The 14364-nt window shown below is 70.3% G+C and carries 12 protein-coding genes; 6 read left to right on the forward strand and 6 right to left on the reverse strand.

The features are described 5' to 3' along the window. Positions 1 to 9 precede the first annotated feature (9 nt). The gene (locus ACWGDB_RS35080) at positions 10 to 996 is read right to left on the reverse strand and encodes a hypothetical protein (protein WP_453826158.1); all 987 of its coding nucleotides are present in this window, start codon (positions 994 to 996) and stop codon (positions 10 to 12) included. Positions 997 to 1093: 97 nt separating this feature from the next. After that, positions 1094 to 1840, reverse strand: a complete 747-nt coding sequence (locus tag ACWGDB_RS35085) for an HAD family hydrolase (protein WP_453826159.1) — start codon at positions 1838 to 1840, stop codon at positions 1094 to 1096. Positions 1841 to 2144: 304 nt separating this feature from the next. On the opposite strand from ACWGDB_RS35085, the gene ACWGDB_RS35090 reads away from it, so the two are divergent. The 4 genes from ACWGDB_RS35090 to ACWGDB_RS35105 all read left to right on the forward strand — a co-directional run bounded on the left by ACWGDB_RS35090 (position 2145) and on the right by ACWGDB_RS35105 (position 8363). Next, positions 2145 to 3203 carry a phosphotransferase family protein gene (locus tag ACWGDB_RS35090; protein ID WP_453826186.1) on the forward strand — a complete coding sequence of 353 codons (1059 nt, stop codon included), beginning with the start codon at positions 2145 to 2147 and terminating at the stop codon, positions 3201 to 3203. Positions 3204 to 3319: 116 nt separating this feature from the next. Continuing rightward, complete coding sequence (locus ACWGDB_RS35095; protein ID WP_453826160.1) at positions 3320 to 5458, forward strand: phosphotransferase; 2139 nt, start codon at positions 3320 to 3322, stop codon at positions 5456 to 5458. Between the two features lie 196 nt (positions 5459 to 5654). Further along, on the forward strand, positions 5655 to 6308 hold the full coding sequence (locus ACWGDB_RS35100) for a TetR/AcrR family transcriptional regulator (protein WP_453826161.1): 654 nt from the start codon (positions 5655 to 5657) through the stop codon (positions 6306 to 6308). 51 nt (positions 6309 to 6359) lie between these two features. Beyond that, positions 6360 to 8363: a HelD family protein gene (locus ACWGDB_RS35105; RefSeq protein WP_453826162.1), complete on the forward strand. Its 2004-nt coding sequence runs from the start codon at positions 6360 to 6362 to the stop codon at positions 8361 to 8363. Positions 8364 to 8451: 88 nt separating this feature from the next. On the opposite strand, the gene ACWGDB_RS35110 is transcribed toward ACWGDB_RS35105, so the two are convergent. Further along, positions 8452 to 9291, reverse strand: a complete 840-nt coding sequence (locus ACWGDB_RS35110; RefSeq protein ID WP_453826163.1) for a nitroreductase/quinone reductase family protein — start codon at positions 9289 to 9291, stop codon at positions 8452 to 8454. Between the two features lie 203 nt (positions 9292 to 9494). On the opposite strand from ACWGDB_RS35110, the gene ACWGDB_RS35115 reads away from it, so the two are divergent. Next, positions 9495 to 10046: an HAD domain-containing protein gene (locus ACWGDB_RS35115; RefSeq protein WP_453826164.1), complete on the forward strand. Its 552-nt coding sequence runs from the start codon at positions 9495 to 9497 to the stop codon at positions 10044 to 10046. On the opposite strand, the gene ACWGDB_RS35120 is transcribed toward ACWGDB_RS35115, so the two are convergent. Together ACWGDB_RS35120 and ACWGDB_RS35125 are read right to left on the reverse strand one after the other, a co-directional pair. Further along, the gene (locus ACWGDB_RS35120) at positions 10000 to 10890 is read right to left on the reverse strand and encodes an NAD(P)-dependent oxidoreductase (protein WP_453826165.1); all 891 of its coding nucleotides are present in this window, start codon (positions 10888 to 10890) and stop codon (positions 10000 to 10002) included. The two genes, ACWGDB_RS35115 and ACWGDB_RS35120, sit on opposite strands and share 47 nt — an antisense overlap. 127 nt (positions 10891 to 11017) lie before the next feature. Further along, on the reverse strand, positions 11018 to 11953 hold the full coding sequence (locus tag ACWGDB_RS35125; RefSeq protein ID WP_453826166.1) for an NAD-dependent epimerase/dehydratase family protein: 936 nt from the start codon (positions 11951 to 11953) through the stop codon (positions 11018 to 11020). Between the two features lie 152 nt (positions 11954 to 12105). Here ACWGDB_RS35125 and ACWGDB_RS35130 point away from each other — a divergent pair, with 152 nt between their 5' ends. Further along, positions 12106 to 13323, forward strand: a complete 1218-nt coding sequence (locus ACWGDB_RS35130) for an MFS transporter (protein WP_453826167.1) — start codon at positions 12106 to 12108, stop codon at positions 13321 to 13323. Here the strand turns inward: ACWGDB_RS35130 and ACWGDB_RS35135 are convergent. Beyond that, entirely contained in the window at positions 13318 to 14178 is an 861-nt protein-coding gene (locus tag ACWGDB_RS35135) for a GNAT family N-acetyltransferase (RefSeq protein ID WP_453826168.1), read from the reverse strand. The two genes, ACWGDB_RS35130 and ACWGDB_RS35135, sit on opposite strands and share 6 nt — an antisense overlap. Positions 14179 to 14364: the final 186 nt, after the last annotated feature.

A 14364-nucleotide genomic window follows, 5' to 3' on the forward strand; every position in this document is an offset into this window, starting at 1 on the left:
GCCGACCTGTCACCGTCCGCCCCGCGCCTCGGGCGGCACCCAACGCGGATCGGCGATGACGGGACTCTGGGGTTTTATGTACTCCAGCATTTCCCAGAGATTCCGGTGCCACTCCATGTGATGCTCCGCTATCTCCTGGTTCTGCCGGGAGGTCGAGCGCATGTCCCACCCGACGACACGAGCCTTGCCGTACCTGTGCCCGAAACCCTCCGTGTCGAGAATGTGGAGATCGCTGCCGTTCCAGTCGAACGTCCGGTCCTTGATTCCGTACGGCTGATGGAAGACCTTCTCCTGATTCAGGATGTACAGTTTCCGCTCCGGAATCTTCGGCGACTCCCGCACCTCGCAGGTGATGGTGATCCGCGGATTTCGCTCGCGGACCCGGTCCAGTAGACCTTTGAGTTCGTTCCAGTTGGGCTTGGTGAAATGGTCCCGCATGCGCTCGCGGTTCTCGATGGAGTCCGTGAAGTAGAGAGTCCCGGCGGGCAGGCCGGCGCTCGCGGGCGCGGGTTCGAGCCTGCCCGGGAGGCTCATCGGCAGATTGAGGTGGGCGATGATGATGCGCAGGGTCAGTTCCTGAGTGTGCACTTCTTCATCGGCCAGCCTCTCGAGGGACGGCCTGAGTAACGTGAGCAGCGTCTCCATCGTGAATCCGGAGAAGTCGATACGGACGTGCCGTGCCCTGAACGTTTCACGCATGGGGTGGAACATGTCGTGCCACGTCGCCATGACGTGGACGCCGTCGGTCTCCTGCCGGGAATCGGATCCGCTGATTGCGTCGAAGAGGATGAGGGCGATGATGGCGGCGAAGGAACCGCCCATAAAACCCTGGCCCTTGAGCAGGGCCCCAAGAGGATCGATGACCTCGGCCGCGATGCCCAGAGCTGCGACACAGACCAGGAGCGACTTGACGATCCGGGGCTTCCACGCGCTGAGCGCATGACGTACGAGTTCCAGTCTGGACGGGCTGCCGTCCCCCGGACCGTGAGGCGACACCTGTACCCCCTGTGCGCCGCGGGACGTACGCGGCAACGATGCCTGTCGATCTCCGAACGTCCCATGATGCACGGGCCAACTCGGCAGCGCCAGAAGGTCAGTTCGGCTTCCGCAGCATCTTCGCAGCGCTGATGAGGGGCCGGTGCGACGACACGACGGCGTTGGTGCCGCGATCCCTCATCCGTGCCGCGCGTTCCGGGGACTGGGTGTATCCGATGAAGGGGGTGCCGGCGGCCTGAGCGGCGTCAAGGTCGGTGAGTTGATCGCCGATCAGGATGCAGGCTGACGGCGGTAGTCCCAGGGACTTCACGGCGCAGTTCACGGAATAGGGATCGGGCTTCATGAGGAGAGGATTGTGCGGGTCGCGGCCGATGACGGCAGCGAACTCCCCACGCACTCCCAGGCGCGACAAGTACGACGCGACCGGGTCCGGGGCGTTGTTGCTGACGATGGCGAGGCGCTTGCCCTTCTTACGGAGCGCCCTCACGAGCGGGACGACCTCCGGTGCCCGGCGGGCCGATGCGACGGCGGCGAACTCCTGGTCCTGCACGATGTCCTCCGCCAGTTTCAGAGCCTCGCGAAGTCGGTCGGGCAGGGGCTCCGGACCGTCGTACATCTCTCTGACGCGCCGAAGAATGCCGTGGGAGTCGTCGCACTCTTTGACCCTCTGATCCAGGTCACGGCCCCAGGCGGAGTACACGGCGGCCTTGATCTCGCGGGCGACGGGTGCGGTGGAGGTGTCCCCGAAGAGATCGCACACCGGACCGTCGAAGTCGAGAAGCACGGCCTCCGCGCTCTCGAGAAGTGCGAGCAAGGTTCCCTGTTCGTCTGACGAGTCGCCCATCGGTCTCCTCCCGGCCACTCGATTCAGTGTGGACCACTGCGGTTCGGGCGGCCAGCTTCGCTGGTCATGGCCTGCAATTCAGACCTGGATGGGTGCGACGGGTGTATCTCTCGGCGCAGCCGTGCGCGGCTGTCAGCCGTGAGGAGTGGGTTCGACTCCGACGTGTCGCGGGCTTCTGGCACGATACTGGCCGACGGGGAGTACTGTGCTGCCACTCCGGTGCCCCTCTGTCAAGGGCCCAAGGTGAAAGAAACGGGCCATGTCACCCGAACCAGCTTCCGTCGCTCGACTGCACGCGGTCGGGATGAGTGGAGACCCCGGTGCGGTCGAGGGACCACTTAAGGGCTACCACCACGAGACCTATGTGTTGTCGCTGCCCACGAGAGCGGGCTGGGGGGATCGGGTGCGGTGGAAATGCCGGGAACCTCGTAGCAATCTGCTGTGGTTCGACAGACGGTGCTTCGCTTCGGAGGAGCAGCTGTTGCCCGCTCTGCGGGGGCGAATCAGTTATATCCCGGACGTGATCGACGTCAATGGTTTTCGCCTGCAGCGATTCATCGAAGGGGTCACTCTCGGGTCGCTTCATGAGTCCGGGCAAGAAATTCCCGAGCACCTCTTCCGGCAGATCGTGGATCTCTTCTGTCAATTGGTGGGTGTGGCTGCCGATGACCTCGCAGTCGACCGGCGGTGCGACTCCGCGGACCGGCAGGAGGACCGTGACACCGACGGATTCCTGGAACGCCTGGTTTGTTTCACCGAAGAGCAAGTCTATGGGGCGAACCTGAGTAGATTCGGGCAGCTCTTCGAAGACCTCGGGGTGGAGGCCGACGCGTTCAAGCAGTTGCGCAAGAGCGTGGCGGGTCTTCAGCCGCGTCCCTTTTCCCTGCTGCACGCCGATCTGCATCGGGAGAACTTCATCGTCGATCCTGAGCGAACGCTTTGGACGATCGACTGGGAACTGGCGATGGTCGGTGATCCGCTCTACGACCTTGCCACGCATCTGTATCTGATGCGGTACCCGCAGCGTCAGGCGCGCCGGATGGCGAAGCAGTGGCGTTTGGCCGTCGATGAAGTCCGTCCCGGTGGCACGAAGGGTATGGAGGACGATCTGGATCGGCTCATTGACTACAAACGGGCCCAGTCCGTGTTCACCGACGTCATTCGCGAGGCCCTGAAGCTGGGTGGGGAGCCGGATTCAAACTGGGGACAACTTGTCCACTCGGCACTGAAGCTGTGGCGCATCCTGACGGCCGCCGCCGGTCCGCTGGGGCTGGATCATGTTCCGAGTCCGCCTCAGATCATGACGGCGCTCAGACGATGGTGCCGTGCCCAGGAACCGGTGAGTGCGCTTCACACTGACTGACTGCTCCGAGTGTGGTTGTGGTCGTATGGTGTTGCTCCGTCCCTCCTCCGCGTGACACCCGGGAGCGGCCAGTGGGCGCACCTCCTCTCGCCCGTCCTTTGCATGGCGGGCGTGACATGCTCGACGACACCATCAGGGAGTTCGTGGAGCGGGCCGAGAGGCTGGGCACCGCGAGCAGTGGACATCACAACCGGAACTACGTGGTGCCACTCACGGCTTGCGTGGCCCCGTTGGTGGGCCGGGAGGCCGGCACTTCCGTGACGGTGCGGATCCGGCGCGAGGACGCGCTGCGCGTCGTGATCAGAACCTGGCACGACGAGGCGCAGATCCTCGACGCCATCAGGGGAGTCCTGCCTCACGCGCCCCGGTGCCTCGTCAAACGTGACGGCTTCTCGATCCACAGCTATGTGGACGGCGTGCCGCTCTCCAGCGTCTGCGGGGACGGCAAACCCGTCGACACTCTGCTCGTCAGGGCGCTGGCCGGCCTGCTTGCCCAGATGGCCCAGGTGCGCAGAGGCGCTCTGCCCCCGCTGCCGACGGCCTGGCCGCGCAACGACACGGACAGCCAGGGGTTTCTGCAGACGCTGGCGCGCCTTGCCGACCGGCAGATCCGGCAGCCCAACTGGCAGGCATTCGGCGGGCTGTTCGCTGCCCTCGGCATCCCTGAGGATGCGCTGATCCGGTTCGCCGAGCGAGTGCCCGCGATGGCCCGGCGGCCGTACAGTCTGCTCCACGCGGACCTGCACCGGGACAACCTGATCGTGTCGTACGACGGTGATCCGCCCCTCATCTGCGTGGACTGGGAGCTGGCGACCTACGGCGATCCCTTGCACGACTTGGCGACGCACCTGGTGCGCATGCGGTATCCGTCCCACCAGTGGGCCGAGGTGACCGACGCCTGGGCCGAGGCAATGCTGGAGATCCGTCCCGCGGCCGTCAACGGGCTGCGCAAGGATCTGCCTCACTACCTGGCCTTCGAGCGGGCACAGTCCGTCTACCCGGACGTCATGCGCGCCGCGCGGTCGCTGGAGGAACCGTTCACTCAGAAGAGACTCGACGAGGCGACGGCGGAGGTGCTGCGAGCGCTGGAGACGGCGGCGGAACCGCTCCGGCTGGGGAACGTGCCGAGCGGACCCGAGATCGAACGCGCCCTCTTCCGATGGCTGGCCTCGCGCAGCCACGGCGGAATCAACGGCCGGGCCTGGGTCAGGAAGGCCTTCACCTGGAAGCCCGACCGGCGGCTCGGCGAGCGGACCGACTTTCCGGCCTCAGCCGTACGCAAGGCCCTCCTGGTGGAAGGAGCCGCCCCGGCGGGCCGGGTGTTCAAGGGCACCGCGCACCTCAACTCGGTCGTCTCGGTGCCCGGGATCGACTTCCCCGTTGTCGTGCGGCGCAGGCTGCCGGGCGTCTGCCGCCGGGAGCCCAGCCATCTCAGCGAGCACGCCGTACTCCGCGCGATCGAAGAGGCGGCCGTGGACGTGGCGGCGCCGAAGGCCCTCGCGCTGGGCGCGAGCTATCCGAGCGACCCCTTCGCCATCCACACCTACGTGGGGTCACGCGACCTTCCTCCCAGCCACCCCGTGCACGGCCTGCTGCCGCACGAGGCGGACGGGCTTGTCGACCAGCTGTGCGCCTTGACACAGGTGGACTACCAGCAGGTCGACCCGGCTGCCGGCGGCGGGGGCTTCTTCCAGTGGCTCAGGGACCAACTCGTGCTGTGGGTACGGGACTTGCCGAAGGAGTCGCAGCAACTGGCCCGGCTCCTCGGACTGCCCGACGCCGACCGGCTGCGAGTGATCCTGTCCCGCTACGAGCTGACCGACCGGGAGCCGGCCCTGCTGCACGGTGACCTGAACCCGTGGAATCTCGTGCGCCGCGACGACCGCCTCGCGGTGACCATCATCGACTGGGAGATGGCGGTGGTCGGCGACCCCCTCTACGACCTGGTCCGGCACATGCACCTCACGCCGACCAGGGCGGAGATCCGGGAGCGTATGTTCCGGCGCTGGGAGCGCGGGCTGCCGGGGGAGTGCACCAGGAACTGGCGGCGTGACTGGCCGGTCTACCGGGGCATCGAGACCGTTCGTTCCGCCTATGTGGACCTCGACCGCCTGGTCACCGGCGCGAGCCTGGACGCCTCCGACGTGCGCCGCGCAGTGGACTCATACCCGATGGCCCTGGCCGCGGCCACCGCCTTTCTCGGCCTGCCGGCCGGCCCGGCGGCGAACCCGTATCTTGCCCGTGCCCTGAGTTAGTCGGCACTGTGACTTCACCCAAGGCGGTTCGTCCACGGGGATATGACGTCCTGTCGGGCATCGCGGCTGCGGAGGTGACCGCAGACCTCTGATCCCTGGCGAAGAGGCCGGACTGGCCGCGGTGGGCGCCAGCCTGATGGCACCGCCGCGCCGCCGCACGCCGCACCCCCGCTCCGGCCGCGCGTAGGCTCACCGCATGAGCGAGACCGGCAGAAACGGGGCGGGTGCGGGCGCGACCGGCCTGCGCGAGCGCAAGAAGCAGCGGATGTATCGAACCGTCTCCGACACCGCCATCCGCCTCTTCCTCGAGAAGGGCTTCGACGCCGTCTCCGTGGCCGAGGTCGCCGCCGCCGCCGAGATCTCCAAGCCGACGTTGTTCCGGTACTTCCCGGCGAAGGAGGACCTCGTCCTGTACCGGTTCGCCGATCATGAGGGCGAGGCGGCCCGGGTGGTGCGGCAGGGGAGCGGCTCGCCCGTCGAGGCGCTGCGGCGGCATTTTCTCGACGGGCTGGAGCGGTGCGACCCCATCACCGGGCTGAATGATCATCCCGAGGTGCTCGCCTATCAGTCGCTGCTGTACGGGACACCCGCGCTGGCCGCCCGGCTGTACGGCTATCTGGAGCGTTCGGAGGCCGCGCTCGCCGAGGCGCTGGGGGGAGGGCTGGACGGGCGGCTGGCCGCCGGGCAGATCGTCGCCGTGCAGCGGATTCTCGCGCTGGAGAACTGGCGGCGGATCGCGGCGGGAGAGCGGGCGGCCGATGTGCGGGGGGATGCCGTGGCGGCGGCCGAGCGGGCGTTCGGGCTGTTGGCGGCGGGGGTGCCTGCCGCGGGTCGACGCACCGATGGATGAGGCTCAGTAAAAAATTTAACTCGGTCACGTTATTTCGGTACGCTTCTTGGAATGACGTCACTGCAACACGAGCTCGCCCGCGAACGCGCCCACCACGACCGCTGCCGAACCGCCCTCGCCGCCATGGTCGACGGCGCCCAGGAGCACGTCGTCACCGCCGAGGACGTCTCCGCCTCCGGTGCCGACGCCGAGGTGCTCGGATACCGGCTGCGCAGCCGGGCGAAGGCGATGCGGGAGCTGCCCGTAGGGCCCTTGTTCTTCGGGCGGTTGGACGCCGATCGGCAGGCGCTGCACATCGGGCGGATGCGGATCAGCGAGGATGTCGCCGCCCCGCCCCTCGTCGTCGACTGGCGGGCTCCCGTCTCCCGCGCCTTCTACCAGGCCGGCCCGCGCGACCCGCAGGGCGTCAACGTACGGCGCCGGTTCGGCTGGGCACCCGGCAGCCGCGGCGACTCCGCCGACCTCACCGGCCTCGAGGACGAGCACCTCGACCGGGGCGAGTCGCGCGTCAGCGACATCGTCGCCCGGGAGATCGAACGGCCCCGCGTCGGGCCCATGCGGGACATCGCGGCCACCATCCAGCCCGAGCAGGACGATCTCGTACGAGGTGACCTCGCCGTCTCCGTGTGTGTGCAGGGCGCTCCCGGCACCGGCAAGACCGCCGTCGGCCTGCACCGCGCCGCGTATCTGCTCTACACCCACCCGCAGCGCATCCGGCGCGGCGGCCTGCTGATCCTCGGGCCCAACCCGACCTTCCTGTCGTACATCTCCGAGGTGCTGCCCGCCCTCGGCGAGACCGGGGTACGGCAGTCCACGCTGCGGGACGAGATCGCACGGCATCCGGTCACCGGGGTGGATGACGAGAGGGCCGCCGGTCTCAAGCACGACGCCCGGATGGCGGAGGTGCTGCGGCGGGCGCTGTACGCGCGAGTGGGCGGACCGCCCCGCGTCGACGCCCTCGTGCTGACCGACGGTTCGTATCGGTGGCGGGTTCCGGAGGAGGAACTGCTGCGGATCGTCGCGGGGGTGCGGGCCGAGGCGCCGCCGTACGGCGTCGGTCGGGAGCGGGTGCGTACGCGGGTGGTGCGACGCATCCAGGCGCAGGCCGAGCGGCGGGCCGGGCCGCGGAGCAACGCATGGGTGCAGCGGATCTCGCGGGCGCGTGCGGTCGGGGCTTACGTCGATGCCGTATGGCCGCGGGTGCGGCCCGAGGAGGTCGTGACTCAACTGCTCGGCGACCCGGGGGCGTTGGGGGACGCCGCCGACGGGCTGCTGGACGCGGACGAGCAGAAGGCCGTGCTGTGGGCGAAGCCGCCGCGATCGTGGAAGTCGGCGCGCTGGTCGGCCGCCGACCTCGTGCTCCTGGACGAGGTGGCGGGGCTCGTCGAGCATCCGAAGGGGTACGGCCATGTCGTCGTGGACGAGGCGCAGGATCTGTCACCGATGGAGTGCCGGGCGATCGCGCGGCGGGCGGTCTTCGGGTCGGTGACCGTGCTCGGGGACCTGGCGCAGGGGACGACGCCGTGGGCGGCGCGGTCGTGGGAGAGCGTGCTGGGGCAGCTGGGGAAGCCGGACGCGGTGGTCGTCCCGCTCACGACGGGGTTCCGGGTGCCCGGCGCGGTACTGGCGCTGGCCAACCGGCTGCTGGAGCGGCTGGACGTGGAGGTGCCGGCGGCTCGCTCGCTGCGGGGGGACGGGGAGCTGCGGTTCCGGGAGGCCGAGGGCGATCTGCCGGGGGCGGTCGTGGGGGCCGTGCGGGATGCGCTGGGCCGGGAGGGCTCCGTCGGGGTCGTCGCGGCCGACGCGGACGCGGACCGGGTGCGGGAGGCACTGGTGGCGGCCGGGATCGAGGCGGGGGGTGCGGACGAGCTGGGCGCGCGGGTGACCGTCGTACCGGCGAGCGTGGTGAAGGGGCTGGAGTACGACCATGTCGTCGCCGTGGAGCCGGCGGCGATCGTGGCGGCGGAGGAGCGGGGGTTGCAGCGGCTGTATGTGGTGGTGACGCGGGCGGTGGCGGGGTTGGAGGTGGTGCACGGGAGGCCGTTGCCGTTCTGAGCGACCTGAGAGACCTGAGAGGCCTCAGAGCTCTGAAGGCCCGGAGAGCTCTGCGGGCGGTGGCGTGCGGACGGCCTCCCGTGCTTCCCTACGCGGCGTCCAGCACCGGAATCAACTGCTCCTCCTCGTACGCCAGATGCGCCTCCAGCTCCGCCGTCAGACGCTCCACCTCGTCGCGGGCGGTGGCCGGGTCCGGGTGGTCGGCGGTCACGGCGAGGCGCAGGTCCTCGACGAGGGCGGCGATGCGCTCGTGCTCCTCACCGAGACGGGCCAGGACGGGGGCGAACTCGGGGTGCCGGTCGGCCAGGAACGGGAACAGGGCGACGTCCTCGCCGGTGTGGTGGTTGTGCAGTCCGGCGCAGAAGGTCAGGCAGTTGACGCGGAGCTGGGCGCCCAGAGTGGCGCCGCCCTTGGCCATCTCCTCGCGGATCAGGGCGAGTTCGCGGCGGAAGGCGTCGTGGACGACCTTGATGGCCTCGCCCATGGACGAGGCGTTGATGTTCGGAGGGCCGTCCTGGGCGATCTCGTGCAGGGCGACCACCGGGATCACCCGCCGCGTCTTGTCCTGGTACTCCGCCCAGCCCGGATCCGCCTCCACGGCCCGCGCGAAGGCCCGGTCACGCTCCTCGCCGTCGAGTACGGCAGCCCGCGCCTCGTACGTGAACGCGCCGCTCTCGATGGTGACTTGAGGGTTCGCGAGGAGATTGTGGAACCACGCCGGGTGGCTGGGGGCGCCGGCCGCCGAGGCGATGACCAGGATGCGGTCGGCGCCGTCGGGGAGGTAGCCGACGGGGGTGGTGTGCGGGCGGCCGGTGCGGGCGCCGGTGGTGGTGAGGAGGATCAGTCGGGCGCCCTCGAAGTAGCCGCCGACGCGGCCCTTGTTGGCCCGGAACTCGTCGATGACCTGCTGATTGAAGTCGTTGGGCATTCTCTCTCTTTCTCTGTCGCTGGATTCCGTCGCTGGATTGCGTGCGGAGGGAAGGCGAAGAGAAAGTGGCGGGCTCCTGGCCCGCCGCCGCAGCCTCACTCAGAGGCCGGGCAACACCCAACTCGATCACGGCACAAGGCCGACCCGGCAGTCATACCGCCGACAGTAGCGCAGCACCCCGGCCGGGGTAGATCCTTTTTCTGATGCTTCTCTTCCTGGACGTCGACGGGACGCTGATCCCCTTCGGGGCTGAAGGGCCGTACCGGCTGTACGAGCCGGCCCGCGCCCTGCCACAGAGCGCCGACCACCCCCTCCTCGCCCGTATCGACCCGGCACTCGGGGCCCGGCTGACACGGCTCGCGGGCCTCGGCTGCGAGCTGGTGTGGGCCACGACCTGGCTGGACGACGCGAACACCTGCGTCGCCCCGTGGCTGGGCCTGCCCCCGCTGCCGGTGATGGACTGGCCGGACGAGGCCGACGAGCCCGGCTCCGGGGCCGGCCTCGGCCGGCCCCGTGGCCGCCTGCACTGGAAGACGCGGCCCCTGGTGGCCTGGGCCGCCGGCCGCCCCTTCCTCTGGGTCGACGACGAGATCACCGACGCCGACCGGGCCTGGGTGGCCGCCCACCATGCCGCGCCCGCCCTCCTGCACCACGTCGACCACCGCCACGGGCTCACCGAACGGGACCTCGGCCTACTGGAGGAGTGGGTCATCCCGCCTGGGAGCGGCGCCCCAGCAGCTCGGCGACCCGGATGAAGCCGTCCGCGCCGTGCCCGAGCCCGATGACCCGGCGGGCCTGACCCTCGGCCGCGCGCATGACGCCCGCGTCGATGCCGTGCGACTCGGAGGTCTCGACGATGTGGGCCATGGAGGAGGCGGCCGACGTGATCGGGTTGCCTTCGCCGGAGTAGGTGCCGTCGTCGACGTCGCCCGCGAGCTCCTCGAACATGGGTGGCAGGATCGCGCCGATGCCTTGTGCGAAGGGGGCCAGTTCTCGTGCGGTGATGCCCTCGGCCCGCGCCACGGCCAGGGCGTGCGCGTAGCCCGACGCGGCCGTCCAGAAGATGTCGAGCAGGGCGATGTCGAAGGCGGCGGCGCGGCCGATGTCCTCGCCCAGGTGGGTGTGGGTGCCGCCGAGCACGTCCAGGACGGGCCGGTGCTCGCGGTAGAGGTCCTCGGGGCCGCTGTGCAGGAACACCGCGTCGGACGTCCCGATGGTCGTGGTCGGCGTCATGATCGCGCCGTCCAGATAGCGGATGCCGTGCGCGGCCGCCCACGCGGCCGAGTCCCGGGCGCGGGCCGGGGTGTCCGCGGTCAGGTTGACGACCGTACGGCCCTTGAGTGCGCCGGTCACGGCGTCCTGTCGCAGCACGGCGTCGGCGGCGTCGTAGTTCACCACGCAGACGACGACCAGCTCGCTCGCACCGACCGCCTCCGCCGCCGACCGCGCCCCGACCGCCCCACGGCCGAGCAGCTCCCCGTCCCTGCCCGGCGTGCGGTTCCACACGGTGGTCCGCAGACCGGCGGCCAGGAAGGCGCCGGCCAGCGCCCGTCCCATCGGCCCCAGGCCGAGCACGGTGACGGCGGACGATGCGGGCATGGACGTATCCACGATGGAGCTCCCTTGAGGAAGAGGAACGGGGGGAAGTCGATCACCTGCCTCCAGAGTCGGACGGCGGCGGAGCGCTGCCAAGTACGCACAAAAAAGTGCGTACCGGCGTCTGCGGCTACGACCGCGCCAGCTCCTCCCGGAACCCCTGGCGCCACGAGGGGTAGCGCGGCTCCCAGCCGAGCTCCCGCCTGGCCTTGGCGTTGGAGAACCCGCGCCCCTCGGTCATCATCAGCACCGCCACCTCGCCGGCCAGCAGCCGAGCCAGCCACTTCGGCACCCGCAGCGGCGGCTTCGCACCCGCGCAGTCGGCCAGGTACGGCAGCCACTCACTGGCCGGCGCCGGTTCGTCGTCGACGATGTTGAACACGCCCCGCGCCTGCTTCTCCACGGCCAGCACGGTGGCGCTCGCCGCGTCGTCGAGATGCACCCAGGAGCAGTAGCCGGTGCCGCCCCCGACGAGCGGGAACTGCCGCTTGCGTACGAGTTCGACCTGGTCGTCGGTGGCGCCCGGACCGTAGAACCCGCCGTAGCGCAGGACCGTCCCGTCGGCCTTGAGGACGACGTCCTGGATGTGGCGGATGCCCTCCGCCAGCGCGTGCAGCCTGCCCGTCTCCACCGGCAGCGGGTCCTCCTCGGTCTTCACCCAGCCGCCCTCACGGATGCCGTTCCAGATGGCGGCGCTCTGCGCGACGAAGTGGGGGACGCCGGTCGCCTCGGCGGCGGCCAGCAGGTGGTCCGTTCCCTCGGTGCGCAGCCGGTTGGTGGTGGCGAACCAGCGGTCGAAGTGCTTGATGTCCGGCTTGCCGGAGTGCGGCATGGAGATGGCCGTCATCTGGTGCACGATCACGTCCGGCCGCGCCGTCGCCACCGCCTCACGGACCGACACGGCATCGAGCCCGTCCATCACGACCCCGTCCGCGCCCAGCTCCTTCAGCAGACCGAGCTTGGCCGCGCTCGTCGTCGTGGCCGTCACGTGATGCCCCCGCTGCACGAGCAGCGGCACCAGCCGCCGTCCGATGACCCCGGTCCCACCTGCCACGAACACCCGCATGACACTCACCGTCCCGATTCCGGAATACGTCTACGAAACCTTGGACGAACCGGCCGCCCGTTCTGTGACACGGAGGTCGACCGGGGCCGGTGTTCACCTCCGTGGCCGGTTCGGGACGGGCGTCGGCGTCGGCCGCCGTAGGGTGCCGGGCCGTGACGGTGACTTCGACCCGGGCGCCCCTGTGGCGCGACCCCCAGTTCGTCCGGCTCGCCTGCGCACGGGTCGTTTCCGTGCTGGGCAACGGTTTCGCGCGGGTGGCGCTGGCGTTCGCGGTGCTTGCGCTGCCGGGCGCCGGCGCGGGGCGGTTGTCCCTGGTGGTGGCCTGCCAGGCGCTGCCGCAGCTGGTGTTCGTCCTGGCCGGCGGGGTGATCGCGGACCGTATGTCGCGGTCGGGGCTGATGGTGCTGGCCGACGTACTGGGGGCGGGGGCCTACGCGGGGCTGGCCGCCATGGTGCTGACCGGGCACGCACCGCTGGTGGCGATGTGCCTGCTCGCGGTGGCGGCCGGCACGGCGACAGCCCTGTTCGCCCCGGCGATGGACGGCCTCGTACCGCTGATCGTGCCCGCGGATCGCCTGCAACGGGCCAACGGGCTGCTGCGGATGGGCACCAACAGTGCCCTCCTGCTGGGCCTGGCGCTGTCCGGGGTGACCGTGGCGCTGGTGGGCGCCGGCTGGGCACTCGCGCTCAACGCGGCGTCCTTCGTCGTCAGTGCCGCGCTGATCGCCCCGCTGCGGGTGGCCGTACGGCCGCGCAAGAGGGCGTCGGGCTGGGCCGACCTGCGCGAGGGGTGGCAGGAGTTCGCCTCCCGGCAGTGGCTGTGGGTCGTCGCCTCCCAGTACGCCCTCGTCGTCGCCGCGCTCAACGCCAACGTCGGGGTGCTCGGTCCTCTGACGGCCGAGCAGCACCTCGGCGGGTCGCGGGCGTGGTCGCTGATCGTGGGGGCGCAGGCCGTGGGCACCATCGCCGGCGCGGGACTCGCGGCCCGCGTGCGGGTGAAGCGTCCGATTCTGGTGGGCGTGCTGTGCACATTTCCGGCCGCCCTGCCGATCGCCCTGCTCAGCGCCGGAGCCCCGGTGTGGCTGATCGCCACGGCCATGTTCGGCGCCGGGATCGCGAGCGACGTCTTCGGCGTGCTGTGGGCCACCACCATCCAGCGGGAGATCCCGGAGCGGGCCCTGTCCCGGGTCAGTTCCTACGACTGGTTCGGCTCCCTGGCCTTCGCCCCGCTCGGCCTGCTGGTCGCCGGCCCCGTCGCCGCCGCCGTCGGCACCGACAGAGCCCTGGCGGGCTGCGCGGCCCTGATCGTCCTGGCCACCACGGCCGCCCTGCTGTCACCGCAGGTACGCACGCTTCGCACCCCGTCATGAGAAGTCGTACGCGCTCCAATCGGCGAGCGTGCGGTAGCCGAGGCGCTGGTACAGGGCGTTGCTCGTGAGGTTGGACAGGTCCGCGAACAGGACGACGTCCCGCGCGCCCGCGGTCAGCGCGGCCCGGCTCACCTCGGCCGTCACGGCGCCCGCGTAGCCGTGACCGCGCAGGTCGGCCGGGGTGTAGACGATGTCCACCTGGATCTGGCCGCCGATCAACGGGTTCATGCCGGCGATGGAGACGGGAGTGCCGTCCGGGGTCTCCCAGAGCGTGTAGCGCTTGTCGGCGAAGCGCGTGCCCGCCCAGGAGTCGGCGTCGATGGAGACGACTTCCCCGACGGCCTCGGCGAACTCGCCGCACCAGAACATGACTTGTTCCAGGTCCTGCTCGCCCAGGACGCGACCTCGGCCCGTCGGCATCGGCTCCGGTGGCGTGAGCGTACCGAGGCGGTACAGACGCAACCGCGTGTCGCGGAGCTTCGCCGTCGCCCCGGTGTGCCGCTGCCAGGCCTCGGCGAAGGCGGTGGCGGTGCCGTGGTCCGCGTTGACGGAGGGCAGGGAGTGTCCGAGGGCGGCCAGGCGGGCGGCGAGGGCGTCGGCCTGCTCGGGCGAGAGCGGGGAGAGGCCCATCGCGCGGGGTGGGAGATGGTAGAGGGTCGCGCGGACCTCGCCCGCCTGCTCCAGCGTGCCGAAGACCGGGGCCGCGGTGCCGAAGGCGTCCGCCCCACGCGTCCGCACTCGCTCGGCCCACGTCAACTGCATGACGTGCGGGCCGGGCCGCGAGCGCAGGAAGCCTCCGGCCCGGGCGAGGAAGTCGTCGACGTTTTCGGTGAGGTGCCAGCCATCCGGTCGCATGCTTCATGATTCCGCGTGCCCGCAGGTGTGCCCTGTCGTTTTCAGCCAGGACGGGGCGCGAGGATGCCGTGAACGTGCCGTGCCCCGGCCAGCGGGCCGAACATCGACGGTGTGATCCATCTGAGTGGCCGTCACGTGGCGTGGCGCACTTTTGCAAGCAGGTGCTTGCAATAGTTAGCGAGGGTG

It is taken from the genome of Streptomyces sp. NPDC055013 (assembly GCF_053608645.1).